General features: G+C 69.1%; 21 protein-coding genes. 11 read left to right on the forward strand and 10 right to left on the reverse strand.

The window, feature by feature from the left end:
* Positions 1-86 precede the first annotated feature (86 nt).
* From dnaQ to nudC, 5 genes are all read left to right on the forward strand, one after another.
* Positions 87-842 carry a DNA polymerase III subunit epsilon gene (dnaQ, locus tag FM069_RS17190; protein WP_143489606.1) on the forward strand — a complete coding sequence of 252 codons (756 nt, stop codon included), beginning with the start codon at positions 87-89 and terminating at the stop codon, positions 840-842.
* 126 nt (positions 843-968) lie between these two features.
* The gene (locus tag FM069_RS17195) at positions 969-3,224 is read left to right on the forward strand and encodes an Orn/Lys/Arg family decarboxylase (protein WP_143489607.1); all 2,256 of its coding nucleotides are present in this window, start codon (positions 969-971) and stop codon (positions 3,222-3,224) included.
* Positions 3,225-3,380: 156 nt separating this feature from the next.
* Positions 3,381-4,193, forward strand: a complete 813-nt coding sequence (locus FM069_RS17200) for a crotonase/enoyl-CoA hydratase family protein (protein ID WP_143489608.1) — start codon at positions 3,381-3,383, stop codon at positions 4,191-4,193.
* 38 nt (positions 4,194-4,231) lie between these two features.
* Positions 4,232-5,914 carry a penicillin acylase family protein gene (locus FM069_RS17205; RefSeq protein WP_143489609.1) on the forward strand — a complete coding sequence of 561 codons (1,683 nt, stop codon included), beginning with the start codon at positions 4,232-4,234 and terminating at the stop codon, positions 5,912-5,914.
* Complete coding sequence (gene nudC / locus FM069_RS17210; RefSeq protein ID WP_143489610.1) at positions 5,914-6,747, forward strand: NAD(+) diphosphatase; 834 nt, start codon at positions 5,914-5,916, stop codon at positions 6,745-6,747. Before FM069_RS17205 ends, nudC begins: the two co-directional genes overlap by 1 nt.
* On the opposite strand, the gene FM069_RS17215 is transcribed toward nudC, so the two are convergent.
* Complete coding sequence (locus FM069_RS17215; RefSeq protein ID WP_143489611.1) at positions 6,715-7,500, reverse strand: TSUP family transporter; 786 nt, start codon at positions 7,498-7,500, stop codon at positions 6,715-6,717. The genes nudC and FM069_RS17215 overlap by 33 nt on opposite strands.
* 100 nt (positions 7,501-7,600) lie before the next feature.
* Here FM069_RS17215 and FM069_RS17220 point away from each other — a divergent pair, with 100 nt between their 5' ends.
* Positions 7,601-8,251: a hypothetical protein gene (locus FM069_RS17220; protein WP_143489612.1), complete on the forward strand. Its 651-nt coding sequence runs from the start codon at positions 7,601-7,603 to the stop codon at positions 8,249-8,251.
* A gap of 198 nt (positions 8,252-8,449) precedes the next feature.
* On the opposite strand, the gene FM069_RS17230 is transcribed toward FM069_RS17220, so the two are convergent.
* The 4 genes from FM069_RS17230 to FM069_RS17245 form a co-directional block, all read right to left on the reverse strand.
* Positions 8,450-9,217: an SDR family oxidoreductase gene (locus FM069_RS17230; protein ID WP_143489613.1), complete on the reverse strand. Its 768-nt coding sequence runs from the start codon at positions 9,215-9,217 to the stop codon at positions 8,450-8,452.
* Between the two features lie 20 nt (positions 9,218-9,237).
* On the reverse strand, positions 9,238-10,305 hold the full coding sequence (locus FM069_RS17235; RefSeq protein ID WP_143489614.1) for a phosphotransferase family protein: 1,068 nt from the start codon (positions 10,303-10,305) through the stop codon (positions 9,238-9,240).
* A gap of 193 nt (positions 10,306-10,498) precedes the next feature.
* The gene (locus tag FM069_RS17240) at positions 10,499-10,810 is read right to left on the reverse strand and encodes an SCP2 sterol-binding domain-containing protein (RefSeq protein ID WP_143489615.1); all 312 of its coding nucleotides are present in this window, start codon (positions 10,808-10,810) and stop codon (positions 10,499-10,501) included.
* A gap of 63 nt (positions 10,811-10,873) precedes the next feature.
* Entirely contained in the window at positions 10,874-11,584 is a 711-nt protein-coding gene (locus FM069_RS17245; RefSeq protein WP_143489616.1) for a histidine phosphatase family protein, read from the reverse strand.
* Between the two features lie 196 nt (positions 11,585-11,780).
* Here FM069_RS17245 and sohB point away from each other — a divergent pair, with 196 nt between their 5' ends.
* Entirely contained in the window at positions 11,781-12,803 is a 1,023-nt protein-coding gene (gene sohB, locus FM069_RS17250) for a protease SohB (RefSeq protein WP_143489617.1), read from the forward strand.
* 9 nt (positions 12,804-12,812) lie between these two features.
* Positions 12,813-13,805 (forward strand): YhdH/YhfP family quinone oxidoreductase, encoded by a 993-nt coding sequence (locus FM069_RS17255; RefSeq protein ID WP_143489618.1) that lies wholly within the window; start codon positions 12,813-12,815, stop codon positions 13,803-13,805.
* A gap of 129 nt (positions 13,806-13,934) precedes the next feature.
* On the opposite strand, the gene FM069_RS17260 is transcribed toward FM069_RS17255, so the two are convergent.
* The 5 genes from FM069_RS17260 to xthA all read right to left on the reverse strand — a co-directional run bounded on the left by FM069_RS17260 (position 13,935) and on the right by xthA (position 19,296).
* The gene (locus FM069_RS17260) at positions 13,935-14,129 is read right to left on the reverse strand and encodes a hypothetical protein (RefSeq protein ID WP_143489619.1); all 195 of its coding nucleotides are present in this window, start codon (positions 14,127-14,129) and stop codon (positions 13,935-13,937) included.
* 12 nt (positions 14,130-14,141) lie between these two features.
* Positions 14,142-15,119 carry a TerC family protein gene (locus FM069_RS17265; protein ID WP_143489620.1) on the reverse strand — a complete coding sequence of 326 codons (978 nt, stop codon included), beginning with the start codon at positions 15,117-15,119 and terminating at the stop codon, positions 14,142-14,144.
* 80 nt (positions 15,120-15,199) lie between these two features.
* On the reverse strand, positions 15,200-16,507 hold the full coding sequence (locus FM069_RS17270; protein ID WP_143489621.1) for a phosphate ABC transporter substrate-binding/OmpA family protein: 1,308 nt from the start codon (positions 16,505-16,507) through the stop codon (positions 15,200-15,202).
* Between the two features lie 499 nt (positions 16,508-17,006).
* Positions 17,007-18,371, reverse strand: coding sequence for a substrate-binding domain-containing protein (locus FM069_RS17275; RefSeq protein WP_143489622.1), 1,365 nt, complete (start codon positions 18,369-18,371; stop codon positions 17,007-17,009).
* 112 nt (positions 18,372-18,483) lie between these two features.
* On the reverse strand, positions 18,484-19,296 hold the full coding sequence (gene xthA, locus FM069_RS17280; RefSeq protein ID WP_143489623.1) for an exodeoxyribonuclease III: 813 nt from the start codon (positions 19,294-19,296) through the stop codon (positions 18,484-18,486).
* Positions 19,297-19,455: 159 nt separating this feature from the next.
* Here xthA and FM069_RS17285 point away from each other — a divergent pair, with 159 nt between their 5' ends.
* Genes FM069_RS17285 through FM069_RS17295 form a run of 3 tightly spaced genes read left to right on the forward strand, consistent with a single transcriptional unit; the run spans position 19,456 to position 25,601 of the window.
* Positions 19,456-20,097: a GNAT family N-acetyltransferase gene (locus tag FM069_RS17285; protein WP_143489624.1), complete on the forward strand. Its 642-nt coding sequence runs from the start codon at positions 19,456-19,458 to the stop codon at positions 20,095-20,097.
* Between the two features lie 45 nt (positions 20,098-20,142).
* Positions 20,143-21,948 (forward strand): autotransporter assembly complex protein TamA, encoded by a 1,806-nt coding sequence (locus tag FM069_RS17290; protein WP_143489625.1) that lies wholly within the window; start codon positions 20,143-20,145, stop codon positions 21,946-21,948.
* Complete coding sequence (locus FM069_RS17295; protein WP_143489626.1) at positions 21,945-25,601, forward strand: translocation/assembly module TamB domain-containing protein; 3,657 nt, start codon at positions 21,945-21,947, stop codon at positions 25,599-25,601. The genes FM069_RS17290 and FM069_RS17295 overlap by 4 nt, the downstream gene beginning before the upstream one ends.
* Positions 25,602-25,615 lie beyond the last annotated feature (14 nt).

Consider the following 25,615-nt stretch of genomic DNA (forward strand, 5'->3'; position numbering starts at 1 on the left):
CCCGACGGCCATGGCGTCCCGCCCTCCGGCGGATCGCCGGAAACCGGTTTCATCTCTGTCCGTGGGTTACGAAAGGGTTCGTGGGAATGGCTGGGCAATACTCGGGTACTCGTTACGTCGTGCTGGATACCGAAACCACCGGCATGCCGGTCACCGACGGTCACCGGATCATCGAGATCGGCTGCGTCGAGCTGATCGGTCGGCGCCTGACCGGGCGGCACTTCCACGTCTACCTGCAGCCGGACCGCGAAGTGGACGAAGGCGCCATCGCCGTACACGGCATCACCAACGAATTCCTCGAAGGCAAGCAGCGCTTCAAGGACATCGCCGACGAATTCTTCGAGTTCATCCAGGGTGCCGAGCTGATCATCCACAACGCGGCGTTCGACATCGGCTTCATCAACAACGAGTTCGCCCTCCAGGGGCAGACCGAACGCAGCGAGATCACCGAGCACTGCAGCGTGCTCGACACCCTGCTGATGGCCCGCGAGCGCCACCCGGGGCAGCGCAACAACCTGGACGCCCTGTGCAAGCGCTACGGGGTGGACAACTCCGGCCGCGACCTCCACGGCGCGTTGCTGGACGCCGAGATCCTCGCCGACGTGTTCCTCGCCATGACTGGCGGGCAGACCCACCTGTCCTTGGCCGGGGAGGGCAGCGATAGCGACGGCACCGGGCGTGCCCAGGCCTCGCCGATCCGCCGCCTGCCCGACGACCGCCCGCGGCTGCCGGTGGTCGCCGCCAGCGACGAGGAACTGGCCGCGCACCTGGCGCGGCTGGCCGCCATCGAGAAGGCCGCCGGGGCGCCGGCGCTTTGGAGCCAGCTGGACGCCGAGGCCTGAATCGGCGGCCCATCGCGGATGCGACCTTTTCTTACACGGCCCGGAACAGGGGGTTCCGCGCCGCCGGGTGAGTCTCTACCCTGACGGCTCGAGCGGGCCGCTGCCCGCCGCCTTCAGGACGCCACAATGTATAAAGACCTAAAATTCCCCGTCCTCATCGTGCACCGCGACATCAAGGCCGACACCGTGGCCGGTGAGCGGGTCCGCGGCATCGCCCGCGAACTGGAACTGGACGGTTTCAGCATCCTCTCCACGTCCAGCTCCGCCGAGGGGCGCATCGTCGCCTCCACCCACCATGGCCTGGCCTGCATCCTGGTCGCCGCCGAAGGCGCCGGCGAGAACCAGCGGCTGCTCCACGACGTGGTGGAACTGATCCGCGTCGCCCGGGTGCGCGCGCCGCAACTGCCGATCTTCGCCCTGGGCGAGCAGGTGACCATCGAAAACGCCCCGGCCGAGGCCATGGCCGACCTCAACCACCTGCGCGGCCTGCTCTACCTGTTCGAGGACACCGTGCCGTTCCTCGCCCGCCAGGTGGCCCGCGCCGCGCGCAACTACCTGTCCGGCCTGCTGCCACCCTTCTTCAAGGCGCTGGTGGAGCACACCTCGCAGTCCAACTATTCCTGGCACACCCCCGGCCACGGCGGCGGCGTCGCCTACCGCAAGAGCCCCGTGGGGCAGGCGTTCCACCAGTTCTTCGGCGAGAACACCCTGCGCTCCGACCTGTCCGTGTCGGTACCGGAGCTGGGTTCGCTGCTGGACCATACCGGCCCCCTGGCGGAAGCCGAGGCCCGGGCGGCGCGCAACTTCGGCGCCGACCACACGTTCTTCGTGATCAACGGCACCTCCACCGCCAACAAGATCGTCTGGCACTCCATGGTGGCCCGGGACGACCTGGTGCTGGTGGACCGCAACTGCCACAAGTCGATCCTCCACGCCATCATCATGACCGGGGCGATCCCGCTGTACCTGACCCCCGAGCGCAACGAGCTGGGCATCATCGGCCCGATCCCCCTGAGCGAGTTCACCCGCGAGTCGATCCAGGCGAAGATCGACGCCAGTCCCCTGGCCCGTGGCCGCGAGCCCCGGGTGAAGCTGGCAGTGGTGACCAACTCCACCTACGACGGCCTTTGCTACAACGCGGAGATGGTCAAGTGCACCCTGGGGGACTCCGCCGAGGTGCTGCACTTCGACGAGGCCTGGTACGCCTACGCCGCCTTCCACGAGTTCTACCGCGGCCGTTACGGTATGGGCACGGTGCGCCACGAGAACGCGCCTTTGGTGTTCTCCACCCATTCCACCCACAAGTTGCTGGCGGCCTTCAGCCAGGCGTCGATGATCCACGTGCAGGACGGCGGCCAGCGGCCCCTGGACCGCGACCGCTTCAACGAAGCCTTCATGATGCACATCTCCACCTCGCCCCAGTACGGCATCATCGCCTCCCTGGACGTGGCCTCGGCCATGATGGAAGGCCCGGCCGGCCGTTCGCTGATCCAGGAGACCTTCGACGAGGCCCTGAGCTTCCGCCGCGCCCTGGCCAACCTGGGGCAGAACCTCAGCGCCGAGGACTGGTGGTTCACCATCTGGCAACCGCCGCGGGCCGAGGGCGTGGAGGACGTTGCCACCTCCGACTGGCTGCTGCGCCCGGATGCGGAATGGCACGGCTTCGGCGAGGTGGCCGACGACTACGTGCTGCTGGACCCCATCAAGGTCACCCTGACCACCCCGGGCCTCACCGCCGGCGGGCGCCTGGACGACCGCGGAATCCCCGCTGCGGTGGTCAGCAAGTTCCTCTGGGAGCGCGGCCTGGTGGTGGAAAAGACCGGCCTGTACTCGTTCCTGGTGCTGTTCTCCATGGGCATCACCAAGGGCAAGTGGAGCACCCTGCTGACCGAGCTGCTGGAGTTCAAGCGCCACTACGACAACAACGTACCCCTGAGCCAGGCGTTGCCTTCGGTGATCCAGGCCGACGCGGTCCGCTACCAGGGCATGGGCCTGCGCGACCTGTGCGACGAGCTGCACGGCTGCTACCGGGAGAACGCCACCGCAAAGGCCATGAAGCGCATGTACACCGTGCTGCCGGAAGTGGCGATCAAGCCCGCCGATGCCTACGACCAGCTGGTACGCGGCGAAGTGGAGGCGGTGCCCATCGAGGCGCTGGAAGGGCGGCTGGCCGCGGTGATGCTGGTGCCGTACCCGCCAGGTATCCCGCTGATCATGCCGGGGGAACGCTTCACCGAGGCGACCCGCTCGATCATCGACTACCTGGAGTTCGCCAGGACCTTCGACCGGCGCTTCCCGGGCTTCGACTCCGACGTCCACGGCCTGCAGCACCAGGACGGCCCCCACGGGCGCCTCTACACGGTGGACTGCCTGAAGGGCTGAACCCGCGCCGCGGCGGCCGTCCGGTCGCCGCGGATGCCCGGCCGGCGGGCTTCCCACCGGGGCCAGCATCGAACTATCCGCCTACGCTTGATATAGTGGCGCGCTTCCAACGACAACCCAGGCGCCTCTGCGCCACGCGTCCAAGGTGACCCGCCCGTGCCCGATTACCAAGCCTTTCGCGTCGAACTGGCCGACAAGATCGCCCATGTCATCATCGACCGGCCGGAAAAGGCCAATGCGATGAACGCCGACTTCTGGCGCGAGATCATCGAGATCTTCCGCTGGGTCGACGACACCGACGAGGTGCGCGCCGTGGTGCTGTCGGGCGCCGGCAAGCACTTCTCCTCCGGCATCGACCTGATGCTCCTGGCCCAGGCGGCCAATGTCCTGGGCAAGGACATCGGGCGCAACGCCGAGATCCTGCGGCGCAAGATCCTCGAACTGCAGGCTTCCTTCAACGCCGTCGACCTCTGCCGCAAGCCGGTGCTGGCCGCCATCCACGGCTACTGCCTGGGCGGTGGCATCGACCTGATCGCCGCCTGCGACATGCGCTATTCCACCCGCGACGCCCAGTTCTCCATCAAGGAAATCGACATCGGCATGGCCGCCGACGTCGGCACGCTGCAGCGCCTGCCGCGGCTGATCGGCGATGGCATGATGCGCGAACTGGCCTACACCGGCCGGCATTTCGACGGCGAGGAAGCCCGGAGCATGGGGCTGGTCAACCGCACCTTCGACGACCCCCAGGCGCTCCTCGACGGGGTCTTCGCCATCGCCCGCGACATCGCCGCCAAGTCGCCCCTGGCGGTGCGCGGCACCAAGGAAATGGTTCGCTACATGCGCGACCACCGGGTCGACGACGGCCTGGAATACATCGCCACCTGGAACGCGGCGATGCTGCAGTCCGCCGACCTGCGGGTGGCCATGGCAGCCCATATGAACAAGCAGAAACCGGAATTCGCCGACTGATGCCGTACGAGAACGTCGCGCGGGAGGCGCGCTAGCCCATGGTCACCGGAGCCACGTCCCTTAGCCTGGTACGCGACGAGTTGTTCGCGACCATGGAACAGGCCGAACAGAGCCTGGAACATTTCATCGTCGAACGGCAGAACGGCAGCCTGTTGCAGCAGGCGGTGGAAAGCCTGCACCAGGTGCGCGGCACCCTGGCCCTGATCGAGCTGGCCGGCGCGGAGCTGCTGGCCCAGGAAGTGCTGCAGCAGGCCACCGATATTCCGGTTGGCGCCGGCGAGGAGCGCGACAGCCAGCTGGCCGCCCTGAGCAATGCCCTCTACGTGCTGCGACGTTACCTGGAAGGGGTGGACGCCCACCGCCGGGAAATGCCGGAGCTGCTGCTGCCGGCCATCAATGACCTGCGCCAGGCGGGCGCGCAGCCGCCGCTGCCGGAGAGCTTCTTCTTCAGCGCGCGCCTCGACCAGCCGCGGCCGATCCCGCCCACGGCGGTGACCTCCGCGGACCGTGACGGCGAGGCGCGCCGGTTGCGCCACATGTACCAGGTGGGGCTGCTGGGTTTCATCCGCGAACAGAATCCCCTGGGCAGCCTGAAGCTGATGGCCCGTGCCCTGGCTCGCCTGGACGCGCTGTACGCCGGCGAGCCGCGGGCGCGCCTGTGCTGGATCGGCGCCGCCGCCCTGGAAGCCCAGATGGATGCCCAGTTGCTGCCGCGCAAGGCGCGCAAGCAGCTGTTCTCCCGCCTGGACCGCGAACTCAAGGCGCTGCTGGGCGTACCCGCCTACGAAGCGCCGCGGGCACTGCTCAAGGAGCTGCTCTATCTGGTGGCCCTGGCCGACAGCCAGGGGCCGCGCGTCGGCGAGGTACGCGAGGTGTTCGGCCTGGCGTCGCTGCCGTTCACCGACCACCTGCTGGAAGAGGAATACCAGCGCCTGGCGGGTCCGGGCCAGGCGGTCATGCGCTCCCTGTCTTCGGCGATCCGCGAGGAACTGGCCGGGGTCAAGGACATGCTCGACCTGATCGAGCGTGGCACCGCCCAGCGCGAGGGGTTCGGCGCCCTGCACACGCAACTGGGCAAGCTGGCCAAGACCCTGGGCATGGTGGGGCTGACCTCCGCGGGCAATGCCTTGCAGGCCCAGTTGCCGGTGGTGGCCGGGTGGGCCCGGGACGAGACGAGCGAACCGGACGGCCAGGCGCTGCACAAGTTGGCCGACGCGGTGCTCTACGTGGAGAGCATGGTCGCCAGCCTGGAGCGCGGCCAGGCGCCGGACAGCCGTCCGCAGATGGCCGTGGTGGGCCAGGAAGCCGAGTCCTTCGCCGACCACCAGCTGTTCGAGGCCCGTATCGTCGTGGTGGACGAAGCCCAGGCCGGCATCGGCCTGGCCAAGCGCGCCATCACCGCCTACCTGGAGTCCAACGGCGACAAGCTGCACCTGGCCAACGTGCCGTTCAGCCTGCACACCGTGCGCGGCGGCCTGTGGTTCCTCGGCCGCGAGCGTGCGGCGAACCTGGTGGGCGCCTGCGCCGAATACATCCAGAAGCAGATGCTGGAGGCCCCGCAGATGCCGTCCGAGCAGATGCTGGAGACCCTCGCCGACGCCCTCACCAGCCTGGAGTACTACCTGGAAGGCGGGGCGGTGATGCGGCCGGAGACCCAGCCCAGCGTCCTCGACCTGGCGGCCGACAGCGTGCGCGCCCTCGGCTTGCCGGTGGCGGCCTGATGGACGCCCCGCGCTGGCAGCCGGGCCTGCTCGCGGAGCAGACCGAGGGCGGCTGGAGCCTGGTACACAGCCAGCAGCGCTTCCTGGCGGACGCCAACGGCGTGCTGTTCCCCCGTGCTTGGCTGGCCCGCCAGAACCTGCCGATTCTCGCCGAACACGGCATCGGCCATCTGGATGGCGAGCCGGTGTACCTGCTGGAAGCCGCACCCGGCGCCGAGCTGCCTGGCTGCAGCTGGCAGGGCCTGCGGCAATTCATGATGCAGGCCGATGCCGAGACCTTTCGCATGCTCGGTTATGCCAGCCAGATCGGCACCTGGGCGCAGCAGAACCGCTTCTGCGGCAGCTGCGGCGTGGGCCTGCGGCTGTTGCCGGGCGAGCGCGCCATGGTCTGTTCGGACTGCGGCCTGCACCTGTACCCGCGCCTGGCGCCGAGCATGATCGTGCTGGTCACCCGGGGCGACGAGGTGCTGCTGGCCCGTTCGCCGCGCTTCGTCCCGGGGGTCTACAGCACCCTGGCCGGGTTCGTCGAGCCCGGTGAGTCGGTGGAAGCGTGCGTGCGGCGCGAGGTGCGCGAGGAAGTGGCGGTGGAGATCGAGGCGCCGCGCTACATCGCCAGCCAGAGCTGGCCGTTCCCCCATTCGCTGATGCTCGGTTTCCACGCCGAATACCGCTCCGGCGAGATCGTGCCGCAGCCCGGGGAAATCGAGGATGCCCGCTGGTTCCCGCTGGATAACCTGCCGCCACTGCCGGCGTCGCGCTCCATCGCCCGCTACCTGATCGACCTGTACCTGGCCCGTCGCTCAGGCGGCGCCGAACCAGTGCTGCCAGGCTAGGCGCGCGGTCAGCGCCAGCACCACCAGGATGAACACCGGGCGAATGAACTTCGCTCCACCCTTGATCGCCGTGCGCGCGCCGAGGAAGGCGCCCGCCATCAGCGCCAGGCCCATGGCGATGCCCAGCAGCCAGGCCACCTGGCCTCCGACGATGAACACCCCGAGGGCCACCGCGTTGCTGACGAAGTTCATGCTGCGCGCGACGCCGCTGGCGCGGACCAGATCCAGCGGATAGAGCAGCAGGCTGCTCACCGTCCAGAACGCGCCGGTACCCGGGCCCGCCACCCCGTCGTAGAAGCCCAGCCCCAGCCCCTGGGGCCATTGCCGGCCGCGGGCGATGGGGGCGTCGCTGGCCTGGACGGTATCCGGGGTGCGGCCGAACAGCAGGTACAGCCCGCAGCCGAACACCACCACCGGCAGCATCTGGTTCAGCCATTCGGCCGGCAGCCAGTGGGCGAGGACCGCGCCCAGGGCGGCGCCGATCGCGGTGGCCAGCAGGGCGTTGCGCCACTGGCGCGGGTCGAACAGCCGGCGCCGGTAGAAGGTGAAACTGGCGATCCCTGAACCGAAGGTGGCGCACAGCTTGTTGGTGCCCAGCACCAGGTGGGGCGGCAGGCCGGCGGTGAGCAGGGCGGGGATGGTGAGCAGGCCGCCGCCACCGGCGATGGCATCGATGAACCCGGCGAGGAAAGCGACGGCCGCGAGCACGGCCAGGGTGACGGGGTCCACCGCGAGTTCCAGAGGAAAGGGCATAAAACACTCGATCTGTGACTGATTGCGCGGCCTGGCGGCTGGCCGCGGCAAGGCGGGCTGCGCATAATGCCGGCAATTTCAGAAAGAAGGGAAGTCTTCCATGCAATACCTCGGCCTGGCCCTGGGCGTCGCGCTGCTGGCGCTGCTCGCGCTCTGGGTGGCGATACGCATCCTTTCCGGCGGGCGCTGGCTGGCCGGTTGGCTGCGCGGCACCTGCGGCCTGTTGTTCGTCGCTGCGGCGGTGCTGGTGGCGCTGGTGGCGAAGGACCTGTCCACCTACGCCCCGCTGCCCGAGGGCAAGCCCCTGGTCACCCTGAGCTTCCAGGCCGAGGGGCCGCAGCGCTACCGGGTCAACCTGATGCAGGGAGGCGAGGAGCACCAGGTGATGCTGGACGGCGACCTCTGGCAGCTGGACGCCCGGCTGTTCAAGTGGAAGGGCCTGGCCGCGCTGATCGGCCTGCAGACCGGTTACCGCCTGGAACGGCTGTCCGGACGCTTCCTCGCCATCGAGCAGCAGCAGATGGCCCAGCACGCCCGGGTGCAGCTGGCCGAGAGCGCCTACGGCATCGACCTCTGGCGTTGGGCGCGCCTGGGCCAGCACGACCTGTTCCTCTTCGACCCTCAGGCGCAGCGGGTCACCTACCTGCCCATCGCCGACGGCGCGGTGTACGCGGTCAACCTGTCGCCCACCGGCCTGCTGGCGCAGCCCCTCAACCAGGCGGCGAGCCAGGCATTGAAGGACTGGCGCTAGGTTCTTACGAAAAATGCCTGCGCTCGCTGATGCTGCGTAAAAAACAGGCTCAGACTGCTCATGTACAGCACGTGAACTCCGCTTCTTCGCCTGTTTTTGCCGTGCCTGACCTTCGCTCGACGACTTTTCGTACAGAACCCCGCGACTGGCGACAACGAAAAAGGAGCCCTCGGGCTCCCTTTTTCATGACGGCGATCCTCAGGACAGGAAGCCGCCGTCGACGTTCAGCGCCACGCCGGTGGTGTAGCTGGAGGCGTCGCTGGCCAGGTAGAGCACGGCCCCGGCCATCTCGCCCGGATCGGCCACGCGCTTCAGCGGGATGCGCTGCAGCGCCATCTTCAGGATGCTGTCGTTCTTGGTCAGGGCCGAGGCGAACTTGGTGTCCGTCAGGCCCGGCAGCAGGGCGTTGCAGCGGATGCCGTACTGCGCGCATTCCTTGGCGAAGACCTTGGTCATGCTGATCACTGCGGCCTTGGTCACTGAATAGATGCCCTGGAAGTCCCCCGGGGTGACGCCGTTGATGGAAGCGACGTTGACGATGCTGCCGCCGCCGTTCTCGCGCATCAGCTTGCCGCCCTCGATGGACATGAAGTAGTAGCCGCGGATGTTCACGTCCACGGTCTTCTGGAACGCCCCCAGGTCGGTGTCCAGCACGTTGCAGAACTGCGGGTTGGTGGCGGCGTTGTTGACCAGGATGTCGAGGCGGCCGAAGCGCTCGCGGATGTCCGCGAAGACCTGCTGGATCTGCTCCATCTCGCCGATGTGGCAGGCGATGGCGGTGGCTTTGCCACCTTCGGCGGTGATGGCGTCGGCCACGGCCTGGCAACCGTCCAGCTTGCGGCTGGAGACGATCACGTGGGCGCCCTGTTGGGCCAGCAGCTTGGCGATGGCCTCGCCGATGCCGCGGCTGGCGCCGGAAACGAAGGCGATCTTGCCGTCGAGGTCGAACAGGTGGGTCTTGGACATGGGCTTCCCCTGGTGGCGGCTTACAGCCGGGATTGATCGATGACGTTCAGGCTCATGCGCTCCAGCAGCCGGTTCATCTGGATGAACGTGGCGAAGCGCTTGTCCTGGGTCTGGCCGTGGTAATAGCGGTAGTAGATCTGCTGCACGATGCCCGCCAGCCGGAACAGGCCGTAGGCGTAATAGAAGTCGATGCACGGCAGGTCGATGCCGGCGCGCTCGGCGTAGTAGTCGGCGAAGGCCTGGCGGCCGAGCATGCCCGGCAGGTGGCTGGGCTGGCGGCGCATCAGTTGCACCGGGGCCGGGTCGTCGGCCTGGATCCAGTAGGCGAGGGTGTTGCCCAGGTCCATCAGCGGGTCGCCCAGGGTGGTCAGCTCCCAGTCCAGCACGCCGATGATGCTCAGCGGGCCTTCAGGGTCGAGGATGACGTTGTCGAAGCGATAGTCGTTGTGGATGATCGCCGGCTTCCCATGGTCGGCCGGCTGCTTCTCCCGCAACCAGGTCTTCACCGCCTCCCAGCCGGGGGCATCCGGGGTCGCGGCCTTCTCGTAGCGGTCGCACCAGCCTTCCACCTGGCGCTTCACGTAGCCGTCCGGGCGGCCCAGGTCGGCCAGGCCACAGGCCTCGTAGTCCACGCTGTGCAGCTCCACCAGCTTGTCGATGAAGCTGTGGCAGAGGGTGCGGGCCTGCTGTTCGTCGAGGCTCATGCCGGTCGGCAGGTCGGCCCGTAGGATGATCCCGCGAACCCGTTCCATGACGTAGAACTCCGCCCCGATCACCGATTCATCGGTGCAATGCACATAGGCCTTGGGGCAGTACGGGAAACCGGCGTTGAGCTGGTTGAGGATGCGGAACTCGCGGCCCATGTCGTGGGCGGACTTGGTCTTGTGGCCGAACGGCGGGCGGCGCAGGACGAACTCCTGCTGCGGGTACTCGATCAGGTAGGTCAGGTTGGACGCGCCGCCCGGGAACTGGCTGATGCGCGGCGTACCCTGCAGGCCGGGGATGCGCGCCTTGAGGTACGGGTCGATGAGGGCGGGGTCGAGTTCTTCGCCTTCGCGAATCCGCGTGGACTGGTCGGTGAGCGTCATGCCTATCCCTTCTGCTTATGATGGGTTCCCGAGACTATTGGCTAATCTAATGTCTCGGATGGGAACGCCACAAGGCGCGTCGGATCGTTATAGACCAGCGTGTTGCCCGACGATCAAATCGCCTGATCCGCGACACGTGGCCGAAAAAAAACCGGAGTCGAGGACTCCGGTTTTCGGGTGAACCGCGCCGGGATCAGACCGGGAACAGTTCGCTCAGCTTCATCGCCAGCATCATGTCGCCTTCGGCGCGCAGCTTGCCGGCCATGAAGGCCTGCATGCCGTCGGTTTCGCCGCTGGTGATGCCCTTGAGGGTTTCGCTGTCCATGATCAGGGTGACGTTGGGGTTGGGCGCATCGCCTTGCTGAACGTCGCAGGTACCGTCCTTGACGACCAGGTAGTGGTTTTCGCCGTCTTCGATGTTGAACTGGAAGACCAGGTCCAGACCGGCAGCGGCGCTGGCGTTGAACTTGGACTGCATGCTTTTGACGATATCAGCGGTGCTCATGGGTTCTATCCTTCGTTTTCGGTTTTGTCTGGCGACCGATCCGGTCGCGCGATGGGCCTTCGCTCAGCGGTAGGTGATGAGCTCGGGCATCTTCAACAGCTCCAGGTGCACATGACTGTTGAAGGAAGCCAGGGATACTTCGCCCTTGCGGAATTTCAGCACGCTCAGCGAGGTGTTGACGATCTGCCAGTTCAGCTCGAACGCCTTGATCGCCGGCATGCCGACAATGGACTGCAAGAGGGCGGTGATGGTGCCGCCGGAGGTGAAGACGGCGATGCGCTCCTTCTCGCCGGCGCCGTCCAGCAGGCGTTGCAGGCCGGCCTCGACGCGGGAGCGGAAGGCCTGCCAACTGATGAGGCCGTCCTTTTCGTGTTCACCGGAGACCCAGCGACCAATCATCAGCGAGAACAGCCGCTGGAATTCGGCGCGGTGCTCGCCGGCGTTGCGCAGGATGTGCAGGGCCTCGGGCTCGACCTGCAGCAGGTCCGGCAGGTGGGCGCGGATCACTTCGTCGGCTTCGAATTCGTCGAAGGCTGGGTCGATTGCCAGATCGGGGCGGGGCAGGCCGGCCGCTTCGAGGCGGCCGAGGGCGGCGCGAGCGGTGTCCTGCTGGCGGCGCAGGTCGCCGGCGACGCAGCGGTCCAGGCGCACGCCGAGCCGTGCCAGGTGCTCCCCGAGGACTTCCGCCTGGCGGATGCCGGTCGTCGACAGCACGTCGTAGTCGTCGGCGCCGAAGGAGGCCTGGCCATGTCGTATCAGGTAGATGCTGCCCACGTCCCAGCGTCCGGTCGGGTGGAGGTTCGGCAAGGGTAGGGGCAGGGCGGGGCGACTGTCAACGGAAAAACATACGCTTGTTTGAATGGCCGCCGTCGCCCTGCGCAGGCGTTAACTGGCCGGCGCCGGGGGACGCCGGTATGCTTGCCCATCAGCCGTTCGCGGCCATCGGGGCCGGGCGTACGAGGAGATGTGCGTGGAGTTTCTTGCCGATTATGCGAGTTTCCTGGCCAAGACCGTGACCGTGGTTCTGGCCATCCTGGCGGTCCTGCTGTGCGTGGCCGCCATTCGGGGACGAGGGCGTCGGGGCGGCGGCCAGCTCCAGGTGCACAAGCTGAACGATTTCTACAAAGGCCTGCGGGAGCGCCTGGAGACCTCGCTGCTGGACAAGGAGCGCCTGAAGGGGCTGCGCAAGGCCGAGGCGAAGGCCGCCAAGCAGGCGCGCAAGAGCGGCGAGCAGAAGCCGCGGGTCTACGTGCTGGACTTCGATGGCGACATCAAGGCCTCCGCCGTGGAAAGCCTGCGCCACGAAGTCACCGCGGTGCTGACCATGGCCACTCCCCAGGACGAGGTGGTGCTTCGCCTGGAAAGCGGCGGCGGCATGGTCCACGGCTATGGCCTCGCCGCCTCCCAGCTGGTGCGCATCCGCCAGGCCGGCGTGCCCCTCACCGTGTGCGTGGACAAGGTGGCCGCCAGCGGCGGCTACATGATGGCCTGCATTGGCGAGAAGATCCTCTCCACCCCGTTCGCCATCCTCGGCTCCATCGGCGTGGTGGCCCAGTTGCCCAACCTGCACCGCCTGCTGAAGAAGCACGACATCGACTACGAGATGCTCACTGCCGGCGAATACAAGCGCACCCTGACGGTGTTCGGCGAGAACACCGAGAAGGGCCGGGAGAAATTCCAGGAAGACCTGGACATCACCCACGAGCTGTTCAAGAACTTCGTCGCCCGCTACCGCCCGCAGCTGTCCATCGACGAAGTGGCCACCGGCGAGATCTGGTTGGGCCTGTCGGCCCTGGGCAAGCAACTGGTGGACGAGCTCAAGACCAGCGACGAGTACCTGGCGGAGCGCGCCAGGGATGCTGAACTGTTCCAGGTGCACTATGTCGAGAAGAAGAGTCTGCAGGAACGCGTCGGGCTGGCGGCCGGGATGGCGATGGACCGTCTGCTGCTGACCGGGCTGACCCGCCTCAACCAACAGCGTTTCTGGCAGTAAGGAGGATCAATGAGCAGATTCAAGGCGCTTCGGGTCACCGAAGCCCCCCACGGGGTATTCGAACAGGCGATCGTCGAGCTGGGCATCGATGAGCTGCCGGCGGGCGACGTGCTGATCCGCGTGCAGTATTCCTCGCTGAACTACAAGGACGCGTTGTCCGCCAACGGCAACCGCGGCGTGACCCGCCAGTACCCCCATACCCCGGGCATCGACGCCGCCGGCGTGGTGGCCGAGTCCGCGGTCAGCGAATTCGCCGCCGGGGACGAGGTGATCGTCACCGGCTACGACCTGGGCATGAACACCCCGGGCGGGTTCGGCCAGTACATCCGCGTGCCGGCGGCCTGGGTGATGAAGCGACCCAAGGGCCTCAGCCTGCGGGAATCCATGCTGCTGGGGACTGCCGGCCTCACCGCCGGCCTGTGTGTCGACAAGCTGGAGCGGGCGGGCATCGACGCCAGCGCCGGCCCGGTACTGGTCACCGGTGCCAGCGGCGGCGTCGGCAGCATCGCCGTCGCCCTGCTGGCGCGCCTGGGCTACACCGTAGCGGCGGCCACCGGCAAGCTGGAGCAGGCGGAATACCTGCACCGGCTCGGTGCCAGCCAGATCCTCGACCGGGCCACCGCTGCCGACGGCGTCGGCAAGCCGCTGCTCAAGGAGCAGTGGGCCGGTGCGGTGGACACGGTGGGCGGCGACATTCTGTTCAACGTGGTGAAGTCGTTGAAGTACGGCGCCAGCGTCGCCTGCTGCGGGCTCACCGCCGGCGCCGAGTTCAAGGCCAGCGTGTTGCCGTTCATCCTGCGCGGGGTGAACCTGCTGGGGGTGGATTCCGTGGAGCTGCCCCTGGTGGTCAAGGCGTCCATGTGGGACCGCCTGTCCCTGCAATGGAAGCTGGACAACCTGGAAACCCTGGCGCACGAAGTGACGCTGGAACAGCTGCCCGACGCCATCAAGCAAATCCTCGCCGGCAAGCTGGTAGGCCGCGTGCTGGTCCGCCTGGACTGACGCCCCTCGCGGACGCGGCCTGGGCTGCGTCCGCGCCATCCTTCCAAGGCCGATATCGCAGCGGATCGGCTTCCTTCTTTGCTCCCCACCGCACGGCGTCGCGTGCCCTGCGCGCCTGCTGTCCAGCGCCTAGGACGGCTGGGATTCCTCATCGCTTTCGTGGAGGGCGGCCTGGGCTTTCAGCCAGTCCAGGCGCATGTGCAGTTGGGCGGCGAATCCCCGGGCCGCCGCTTCGTCGTGAAAGCGGAGGGCGCGCCGACCCAGGGTCACTTGCCAGTAGGCCTCGCCGTCCTGCTCCCGGTACTCGATGCGTACAGCCTGCACGACGCGCTCCTGTCAGTTCGCCGGCGGGCTCCCGCGGGTCCTCAGCCAGGACGCCAGCACCCCGCCGCTCAGCAGTGCGAAGGTTACGCCAAGGGAAACGCCCGGGGAAACCGGGTAGAGGTCGTGCAGCATGATCTTGAGGCCGATGCACAGCAGCACCAGGGCCAGGGCGTACTTGAGGTAGACGAAGCGGTGCATCAGCGCCGCCAGGGCGAAATACAGCGAGCGTAAGCCGAGGATGGCGAAGATGTTCGAGGTGTAGACGATGAAGGGGTCCTGGGTGATGGAGAACACCGCCGGCACGCTGTCCACGGCGAACACCAGGTCGGCCAGCTCGATCAGCACCAGGGCGAGGAACAGCGGGGTGGCGTGCAGCCGATGGTGGCCATGGCGCGGCTGGCGGATGAAGAAGCGCCCGCCATGAAGGGTCTCGGTCACCCGCAGGCGCCGGCGCAGGAAGGCCAGCACGCGGTTCCGCGACAGGTCCGCCGGGTCGTCCTCGCGGCTGAACAGCATGCGCACGCCGCTCACTAGCAGGAACAGCCCGAAGAGATACAGCACCCAGTCGAAGCGCTGTACCAGCAGGGTACCGAAGCCGATCATCAGCGCCCGTAGCACCACCACCCCGAGGATGCCCCAGAACAGCACGCGGTGCTGGTGGCGGCGCGGGATGCTAAGGAAGCCGAAGATCATCGCCATGACGAACACGTTGTCCATGGACAACGACTGTTCCACCAGGAACCCGGTGTAGAACTCCAGGGCGGGGTGCGCGCCCATCTCGTACCAGACCCAGGCGCCGAACAGCAGGCCCACGGCGAAGTAGGCCGCGTACATCAGCAGGCTTTCGCGCATGCCGATCTCGCGCTGGTGGCGGTGCAGGACCCCCAGGTCCAGCACCAGCAACACCAGGACCACCGCCACAAAGATCAGCCAGAACCCCAGCGGCGTGCCGAGGAACGGGGTGGCGAGGAAGGCGAAGGCGGCGGTCATGCGGCTCCCGAGCGGCAGTGGCGAACGTTCCACTGACTACGCCGCTTCGGGAAGAGTTCAGGCCCCCGCCCGGAGCAGGGTCAGTAGACCCAGATTTCCACCCGGCGATTCTTCAGCCGGCCTGCCTCGCTGTCGTTGCCGGCCACCGGCAGCGCATCGCCCAGGGACAGTACGTCGCGCACGCTCACGCCGGCCTTGCCCAACTGCCGGCTCACGGCCATGGCGCGCAGCTTCGACAGCAGCGCGGTGCGCGCCGGGTCGGCCTTGGCATCGCCGAAGCCCACCAGCACCACCTGCTTGGCCAACTTGTTCTGACGCTTCAGGTAGTCGATGACCCGTGGCAGGTCCTGCTCCGACTTGCTGTCCAGCTTGGCGCTGTCTTCCTTGAAACGCAGGTTGATGGACAGCTTGTGGGCACCGCCGGCGAGCGCCTTGTAGGCGTCGGGCATGCCGTCCGCCGGCGCTACCGCCACGGCCTCGATGGTCTGGGCGACGAAGCCGTTCTGCGCCACCAGGGCCTGGCCCTCGGCGCTCTGGGCGAACTCCAGCAGGCCATGGGCCCAGGGGTCGCTGGTGTGGGGGCGGGCATAGAAGTACAGGCGGCGGGTCAGCGGGTAGTCCTCGCTGCGCACGCTGGCGGGGCTGGGGGCGATGGCCGCCGCGCCGTTGTCGCCGATGGCCAGGGCCTTGAGCTTGTCCGCATAGGCCATGCCGACGAAACCGATGGCCTGGGGCGTCAGGCCCACCGCTTCGGCCAGCTTGGCGCTGGTGGCGGCCTGGTTGGCAGTGGTCGCCAGGGCCTTGCCCTGGGGCGCCAGCACCGATTCGACGAATTCCTGGTGGCTGCCGGACTCATTGGCCATGGCGTACAGGGTGATGGGGCCGCCGTGGCTGCCAAGTTCTTCCCAGGTCTTGATCTCGCCGGCGAACACCGCGGCCAGTTGCTGCGGGGAAATGCGCTGCAGCGGGTTGCTGGGGTGCACCACCACCGCCAGGGCATCCAGGGCGATCACCTGTTCGGCACCGTCGGCGTGCATATCGCCCAGGTCCTTGAGCAGGGTCGCCTCGCTGGCGGCGATGGGACGCGCCGAGGCCACCAGTTGCGCGGTATTGGCCTGCAGGGCGGCGAAGCCGCTGGCCGAGCCCTTGGCGGCGATCTCGACGATCACCGGCTGGCCCTGGGCGTTCTTGCCGGTGATGCGCTTCACCAGGCCATCGGCGCTGGTCTCTTCCTGGGGCGCCTGGAAGCCTTCGCGTTGCATCAGAGCTTTTACCAGGGCCGGTGCCAGGACATCGTCGATGGTGTTGGAGCCTTCGATGCGCAGGACCGGCTGGGTGCCGGCGGAAACGGGAAGGGCGGCGTGAGCGGGGCGGAGCGAGGCGAGCATGCAAAGCACAAACAAGCCGGCCGTCCGGGCGACGGTGCCGGGAAAACGAGTCATCGGGGGAATCCAGTGAAAAATGAGGGCGCGAATAGTAAGGGCTGGAGGGAAAAAGTCAGCACGATCCTGCCGAAATGTGATGGATGACCCGAAAAGAATCGTTTCAGCGTGACCGCGTGGTTTCAGGTGGTCCTGAAAGGTATCCAGCTGCGTCTGCTGGTTCTGTGTGTGGTCGTGGCGAGGCGTGGCAGTCGACCTGGCAAATCGTCCTGGGCGCTGAAACGCGCGGCCGGTGAAGCCCTTCGATACGGCAATGGAGAGTTGAGCGGAATAGTGCGCGATAAGCACGTTGGCTCAGGCGAGGGCGCGGTCAGGACTCCGTTGTCCGGCGACGTTCCTACTTCCACCGGCCGGCCAGTCGAGGCCGTTCGGCCACCAACGCCCGGACGTTCGTCCGACAGCGCCTTCTGCCTGCCGCGAAGTCAGCGTTCCCGAGGCAGGGCGATCATCGCACCCAGACTTCCACCCGGCGGTTGCGCAGGCGCCCGGCCTCGTCGTTGGCGGCCACCGGCAGCGCGTCCCCCAGGCCGATCACGTCCTCGGGGACCACCCCGGCCTTGGCCAGCTCCCGGCGGACCGCCATGGCCCGCAGCTTCGACAGCAGGGCGGTGCGCTGCGGGTCGGCCTTGGCGTCGCCGAAACCCACCAGGGTGACGGCATGGCCATTGCCCTCGGCGGCGAGATAGTCCACCAGGCGGCGGATGTCCTGGCGGGCCTTGGTGTCCAGGGTCGCGCTGCCTTCCTGGAAGCGGAAGTTGACGCTCAACCGCTTCGCCTCGGCGGCCAGGCGGCGGTAGTCCCCCGGCATTCCCGGGTCGATGGCGGCGTCGATGACCTGCACGGTCTGGGCGACGAAGCCGCTCTCGGCGACGATGGCCTGTCCCGCCGGGCTCTGGGCGAAATTCACCAAGGCCTGGGCCCAGGGGTTGGCCTCGCCGGGCGTGAGGTAGAGGTACAGGCGCCGGGCCAGGGGGTAATCCTCGGTGGCGATCAGCGCAATGCTCGGCGGCATGGCCCGGGACGCGCCGTCGGCCAGGGCCAGGGCCCGCGCGGCGCCCACCGAGGGCAGCCCGACGAAACCGATGCCCTGGGGATCGCGGGCCACCTCCGCGGCCAACTGGTCGCTGGATTCGAAGCGCCGCGCGCTGGCTGCCAGGCCCTTGCCATGGGCGGCCAGGACCAGCTCCTTGAAGGTGTCATAAGTCCCCGAGCGATCGTCCCGGGCGTACAGGTGCACGGCGCCGCCGCGTCCGCCTATCTCCTCCCAGGTCTTCGCTTCGCCGGCGAATAGCTTGGCCAGGTGCTCGCTGTCCAGGGACGCCAGCGGGTTGCCGGGGTGGACGATGATGGCCAGGCCATCGATGGCGATCACCTGCTCGGCGCGCTCCCCACGCAGTTCGCCCTGGCCGGCGAGGGCCGCCACCTCGTCGTCCTTGACCGGGCGCGAGGAGGCCGCCACCTCGGCGCTGCCGTCCCGCAGGGCGACGAAGCCGGTACCGGAGCCATGGGCGGCCAGTCGCACCCAGGCCGTGTGGCCCTGGCCGTCACGGCCGCTGACGCGCCATTCGTTCTCCCCGGCGGACTCGATGCGCACGTTCGCCAGGCCCTCGGCCTTGAGCAGGCCGGCCACCAGGGCCGGCCCCAGGTGCGCGCCGATGGTGTTGGAGCCCTGGATGCGCAGCACCGGCGCATCGTTCGAAGGGATCGGCAACGGCGTCGCCAGCAGGAGCCGCGGCAGCAGCAGGCAGGCGATCCAGGGAATCAGCCGGCGGCGCGAGCCGCGGGCTCGAAGGAAAGGGGCGCTCGACATACTGCTGGCACCTGGCTGGCGTGGCGGGGAGAAAGTGCCGCGCAGGGTAGGCCAGGGGGATGACAGGCATGTGACAGCGGCGCGTCGGACGGGCGCCGCCGTGCGCGCGGGCTCAGTGCAGGCGCAGCCAGATCGGCGCGTGGTCCGACGGTTTTTCCATGCCGCGCAACTCGTAGTCCACCCCGGCCTCGGCGATCCGCTCACCCAGGCCGTGGCTGGCCAGGATCGCGTCGATCCGCAGGCCACGCTTGGGCTCGTCCTCGAAGCCGCGGCTGCGGTAGTCGAACCAGCTGAAGCGATCGTTCACCTCTGGGTTCAGGTGGCGGAAGCTGTCCAGCAGGCCCCAGCCCTTCAGGCGTTGCAACCAGTCCCGTTCCTCCGGCAGGAAGCTGCACTTGCCGGCCTTCAGCCAGCGCTTGCGGTTCTCCTCGCCGATGCCGATGTCGCAGTCCTCGGGGGAGATGTTCAGGTCGCCCATCACCACCAGCGCGTGGGCGGGCTGGAAACGGCTCTCCAGCAGCGCCTGCAGGTCGGCGTAGAAGCGCTCCTTGGCGGGGAACTTGGTCGGGTGGACACGGCTTTCGCCCTGGGGGAAGTAGCCGTTCATCACGGTCACCGGCTGGCCGGCGGCGTCGGCGTAGACGCCCCAGATGAAGCGTCGCTGGGCGTCTTCGCCATCGTTGGGGAAGCCCTTGTGCAGTTCCAGGGGCGCCTGGCGCGACAGCAGTGCCACGCCGTAGTGGCCTTTCTGGCCGTGGAAGTGGGCCTGGTAGCCGAGCGCCTCGATGTCCGCCAGGGGGAACTGCTCGTCGGAGACCTTGGTTTCCTGCAGGCCGATCACGTCCGGCTGGTGTTTCTCGATCAGCGCCGCCAACTGGTGGGGGCGGGCGCGCAGGCCGTTGATGTTGAAGGACACGATCTTCATGGGGAACCGCCGGGGACAGGAAAAGGGGCGATGCTAGCCCATCGCTCGCGTGCCTGGCGACCCCACGAGGCGCGTGCTAGCTTCAATCCAGAGGACCCGCGGGCCACTCCGCGCGAACCCTCGCCAGGCCCCCTCCGACGAGAAAAAGAGGTCAGCCCGATGTCCGACCCAGTCCTCCAGGTGCACCTGCTCGATGGCGGTTACGCCCGCGAAGCGCGCTCCCTGCTGTACCACGCCTACCGTCACGAACCTACCTTCGCCTACCTGTTCGAAGCCGAACGCCCGGGGTACGACCATCGGGTGCGGGCCAGCGTGCGCGAATTGGTGCAGCAGCACTTCCTCGAGGAACTACCGGCCATCGGCGTGCTGATCGACGACCGCCTCGCCGGGCTGGCGCTGATCGCGCCGCCCCAGCGGCGCCTGGAGATCACCGAGAGCTGGCTGTGGCGCATGCGCATGGTATTCAGCACCGGCTTCCGCTGCACCCAGCGCTACCTGGCCTATCACGACGCGGTGCTGGCCTGCTTGCCGCCGGGGCCGTACCACGTGCTGCCGCTGCTAGGGGTCCATCCGCGTTTCCAGGGGCACGGCGTGGGCGGGCAGTTGCTCCAGGCGCTGCATGACTGGTGCGCCCAGGACGACGGCTCCCATGGCATGGTCATCGACACCGGCAACCCTCACTACCTGGATTTCTACCAGCGCCTGGGCTACGAGGAGATCGGCGAGGTGGCCATCGGCCCGATCCGTCAGCACGTGCTGTTCCACCCCAACCCGCGCCTGGCGCTGCAGGCCAGCGGCTGACAGGCCGGCGCGAGCCGGCGGAGCGCCGTGGTAGCATCCCGGCCCATGAGTTTTCCCCCAGGATTTCGCCGCCTGCTCCTGTGCGGCCTGTTATGCGCCAGCGACCGGAGCGTCGCCCAGGCCCTGCTCGACGTGACCCTTGACCCTGCCGGCGGGAAGGCCGGCCAGGCGTCGGCGTCCGGCGTCCACCCCCTGAAGCACCTGCCGCTGCGTGGTCCCGACGCCCAGGCGGCCCTCAAGGCCAACATCGAGGCCTATATAGGCAGCCTCGGCGAGCGGGACGAGAACGCCCTGCAACGCTACCGGCGCAGCGCCGAGCACCAGGCCGAGCTGGCTGCCCAGGCCCTGGGCTACTACCACGTGCGGGTCGAGAGCCGGGTGGACGCCGGGCCGCCGCCGGTGCTGCACCTGGACGTCTGGCCCGGCGAGCCGGTGCACCTGCGCCAAGTGACGGTGCGAGTTGAAGGCGAGGCCGCCGCGCTCAAGGCCTTTCAGGTGCCGGACGGCAAGGACCTGGCGCCCGGCGCTCAGCTGGACCACGGGGTCTACGAGAACGCCAAGAAGCTGATCCAGAGCCAGGCCCTGCGCTACGGCTTCTTCGACGGTCGCTTCACCCGCCAGCAACTGCGCATCGACCCGCAGACCGACAGCGCCGACATCGAGCTGGTCTATGACAGCGGCCCGCGCTACCGCTTCGGACCGGTGGCGTTCAAGGGCGACAACCCCTTCGAGCCGGCGCTGCTGGCGCGCATGGTGCCGTTCGCGGAGGGCGCCTCTTACGACGCCGACCTGGTGGCCAAGCTCAACCAGAACCTGCGCGAGAGCGGCTATTTCGACGAGGTGCGGATCGATGCGCTGCCGGCCACCGCCCTCGACCGGGCGATCCCGGTGCAGGTCCAGCTGGCCCCGGTGAAGCCGCGCACCCTGGGCCTGGGGCTCGGCTACTCCACCGACGTCGGTCCCCGCGCGCGCCTGGACTGGACGCGCCACTGGGTCAACGCCAAGGGCCACAGCCTGGGAGAGGAGACCCAGGTGTCCGCGGTCCAGCAGAGCATCGCCGCCTGGTACCAGATTCCCCTCGACCCGCCCCTCACCGACAGCCTGCGCTTCACCGCCGGCTATCAGCACGAGGAGCTGGTGGACGTGGAAAGCGGGCGCCTGACCCTGGCTGCCCAGTGGCAGACCAAGCTGAGCGAGGAATTGCAGCGGGTGGTGTTCCTGCGCTGGGAGCAGGAGGACTACGACTACGGCGACGGCAGCCCGGACGGGCAGAGCACCTTCCTCATGCCGGGCCTGGGCTACACCTTCCTGCGCAGCGATTCGGCCCTCGACCCCAGTCGCGGCTACCGCCTGCAGGCCGAGGTCAGTGGCGCCAAGCGCGAGTTGGGCTCCGATGCCGACATGCTGCGCGCCAGCGCCCTGGCCAAGGGCCTGGTCACCCTTGGCGGGTCCCACCGGCTGCTGGGTCGGGTGCAGGTGGGTGGCATCGCCACCGACGACTTCGCCGTCATCCCGCCCTCCCTGCGCTTCTTCGCCGGCGGCGACCAGAGCGTGCGCGGCTACGACTACCAGACCCTGGCGCCCCGGGACCGTCATGGCAACCGGGTCGGCGGCCGCTACCTGGCGGCCGGCAGCGCCGAGTACCAGTACCGCATCGCCGAGCGTTGGCGCCTGGCCGGCTTCGTCGACCGCGGCAACGCGGTGAACGGCCTCGACGACCGGCTCAAGACCGGCATCGGCTTCGGCGTGCGCTGGGTCTCGCCGGTCGGGCCGCTGCGCCTCGACCTGGCCCATGCCCTGGATGATCCGGGCGGGGTGCGCCTGCACTTCTCCATGGGGCCGGAGCTATGAGGCGCGGCCTGAAGATCGCCGGCCTCGGCCTGCTGGCCCTGCTGCTGGCGGTGGCGCTCGCCCTGGGCCTGCTGCTGGGCACCGAAGCCGGTAGCCGCTGGCTGCTGGCGCGGGTGCCGGGGCTGACGGTGGACGAGTTCCAGGGCCGCCTGGGCGGCCATTGGCAGGCGGCCGCGCTGGCGTGGCGCGGCGACGACGGCAGCCACCTGCAGGTGCAGGCGCCGGAGATGGCCTGGCGGCCGTCCTGCCTGCTGCGCGCGACCCTGTGCATCGATCGCCTGGTCACCCCGGCGGTGACGCTGGCGCTGCCTCCCGACCAGGCGCCGTCGTCCGGTCCGCCCAGCCTGCCGGACCTGCGCCTGCCCCTGGAGCTGGAGTTGGGCACGGTGCGCGTCGAGCGCTTCCGCCTGGACGACCAGGACGCCTTCAGCGACCTGCACCTGAGCGCCGCCTGGCGCGCCGATGGGCTGCAAATCGAGCGTCTCGGCCTGCAGCGGGACGACCTGGCCCTGGAACTGAGCGGCCACATCAGCCCCCGCGGCGACTGGCCGATGCAGGCCCGGGGGGCGCTGACCCTGCCGGCGGTGGACGGCAAGCCTTGGCACGTGGCGCTGGAGGCCGACGGCAACCTGCGGGACCGCGTGGCGCTGCGGGCGGACAGCCGCGGCTATTTGGCGGCGCGCCTGGAGGGTTCGCTGCAGCCCCTGGCCGAGCACCTGCCGGCGGAGCTGCGCCTGAGCGCCGAGGATTTCAAGGCCGTCGAGACCCTGCCGGATACCTTGCGCCTGCAGGGCCTGACCCTCGAGGCCCGGGGCGATCTGGAGCAGGGCTATCAGGTCCAGGGCCAGGCGAACCTGCCGGGGGAGGGTGGCCCGGTGGCCCTCGGCCTGCAGGGTCGGGTCACCACCCAGGGGGCGGACATCGCCCGCCTCGAACTGGCGGCGGATGCCCAGCGGCGGGTCGGGCTCAAGGGCCGCCTGGACTGGCAGGACGGCCTGGCCGCCGACACCCACCTGGACTGGCAGGACTTCCCCTGGCGGCGCTTGTATCCCCAGGTGGATGAACCGCCGGTGAGCGTGCGCCGGCTCCAGGCGGACCTGCACTACGCCGGCGAGGCCTACAACGGCCGCTTCCAAGGGGAGCTGCAGGGGCCGGCCGGGCCGTTCAGCCTGGCCAGCCCGGTCAGCGGCGACCTGGGCCAGGTCAGCCTGGACGACCTGCGCCTGGTGGCCGGCCAGGGGCGCGTGCAGGGGCGCCTGCACCTGGGCTTCGCCGACGCCATCGACTGGGATGCGGCCTTGGCCCTCCAGGATGTCGACCCGGCCTACTGGGTCGCCGAGCTGCCGGGCCGGCTGGCCGGCCCGCTGAACAGTAAAGGCCGCTACGCCGATGGCGCCCTGGCCTTGCAGGCGGACCTGGATGTCCAGGGGCGCCTGCGCAATCAGCCGGCCGGCCTGCGGCTGCGGGCCGCCGGCGAGGACCGCCGCTGGCGCGTGGACGACCTGCTGGCGCGGCTGGGGGGCAACCGCATCAGTGGCAGCGGCGCCCTCGACCCGCAGCTGTCGGGGCGGCTCGACATCGCCCTGGAGCGGCTGGGCCAGCTCTGGCCCGGTCTTGCCGGTCGCGCCAGCGGGCGCCTCGACCTGGCCGGCAGCCTCGACGCCCCTCAGGGGCGGCTGAGCCTGGACGGCCAGGGCCTGGCCCAGGGCGACCTGCGCCTGCAACGCCTGGCCGTGCGCGGCGAACTGGACGCCCGCCAGCGCGGCCAGCTGCAAGTGGACGCCCGTGCCCTGGCGGCCGGCGAGACGGCCCTAGGGGACCTCACCGCGCGCCTGCAAGGGGACGCCCGCCAGCAGCAACTGGACCTGGCCCTCAACGGCCCGAGTCTGGTGCTGAACGTTGGCCTCGACGGCCGCCGCGACGGCGATGCCTGGAACGGCCGCCTGGCCCGCGGTGAAGTGAGCGGTGCCGGGCAGACCTGGCGGCTGCGCGAGCCGGCGCCATTGCGCCGCTTCGCCGATGGCCGCGTTACCTTCGGCGCCCACTGCTGGGCGTCCGGCGCCGCCAGCCTATGCGCCGGCGAACAGCGCCTGGCGCCCGAGCCGCAGCTCAGCTACCGCCTGCGGGACTTCCCTCTGGACAGCCTGGCCCGCTGGCTGCCGCCCGACCTGGCCTGGCGCGGCACCCTGAGCGGCGACTTGGACCTGGCCCTGCCCAAGGCCGGTCCCCAGGGCCACGTCAGCCTGGATGCCGGGCCCGGTACTCTGCGCCTGAAGGACGACCAGGGCTGGGTGGACTTCCCCTACCAGCGCCTGAGCCTGGACAGCCACCTGCAACCCCAGCGGGTCGACCTGCAGCTGAACTTCGCCGGCGGTCGCCTCGGCGGACCGACCCTGGGCGCGCTGACCCTGGAGGCGCAGATCGACCCGCGGCCCCAGGACAAGCCACTGACCGGGCGTTTCAGCCTGTCGGGCCTTGACCTCGCCGTGGCGCGCCCCTTCGTGCCCGATGCGGAAACCCTGGAAGGCCACCTGGACGGCAGCGGCACCCTGGGCGGCACGCTGCTGGCGCCCCGGGTGGACGGCGACCTCAACCTGCGGGATGGGCGGGTGGCGGGCGATGCCCTGCCGACCCGGCTGGAGGGCCTGACCCTCAACGCCCACATCGTCGGCGAGCAGGCCACCCTCAGCGGCGGCTGGCACGCCGGCCAGGGCCAGGCGTCGGTCTCCGGCAACGTTGGCTGGGGCGCGGCGCCCACGGTGGACATCGCCCTGCGCGGCACGCGCCTGCCGGTGCAGGTGGAGCCCTATGCGGACCTGGAAGTGGCCCCGGACCTGCGGGTACGCCTGGCCGACGGGCGCCTGGTCCTGGGCGGCCAGGTGGCGATACCGCGGGGCAGCATCACCGTGAAGTCACTGCCGCCCCAGGCGGTGCGGGTCTCCGGCGATGCCCAGGTGGTGGGCGCGGCGCCCGTGGAGCAGCGCGGGCCGCAACTGGCCATGGACGTGACCGTGGTGGTGGGCGAGGACCGCCTGAAGTTCTCCGGTTTCGGGCTCAACGCTGACCTGGCCGGGCGCCTGCAGGTGGGCGACAACCTCACCGGTCATGGCGAGCTGACCCTGAAGAACGGCCGCTACCGGGCCTATGGCCAGCGTCTGGACCTGAAGCGGGCGCGGTTGCTGTTCACCGGCCCGCTGGACCAGCCCTACCTGGACGTGGAAGCGGTGCGCCAGGTGGGCGACGTGACCGCTGGCGTGCGCCTTACCGGCCGCGCCGACGGACCCACCACCGAGGTGTTCTCCACCCCGGCCATGAGCCAGGAACAGGCCTTGTCCTACCTGGTGCTGGGGCGGCCGATGAACAGCGGCAGCGACAACAACGCCCTGGGCCAGGCCGCCCTGGCCATGGGCCTGTCGGGCAGCGCGCCGATCACCGGCGAGCTGGCCCAGCGGCTCGGCATCAAGGACTTCCAGCTGGACGACGAGGGCGCCAGCGGCCGGCTCTCCGACCGCCTGACGGTGCGCTACAGCCTCGGCATGCAGGAATCCTCCAGCGTGGTGGCGGTGCGCTACGAGCTGACCAAGCGGCTCTACCTGGAGGCCGCCAGTGGCCTGGCCAGCTCCCTGGACCTGTTCTACAAGCGCGATTTCTGAGGGCCGGCCGGGCG

Origin of the sequence: Pseudomonas mangiferae, from assembly GCF_007109405.1 — a bacterium.
GTDB classification, from domain to species: Bacteria; Pseudomonadota; Gammaproteobacteria; order Pseudomonadales; family Pseudomonadaceae; genus Pseudomonas_T; species Pseudomonas_T mangiferae.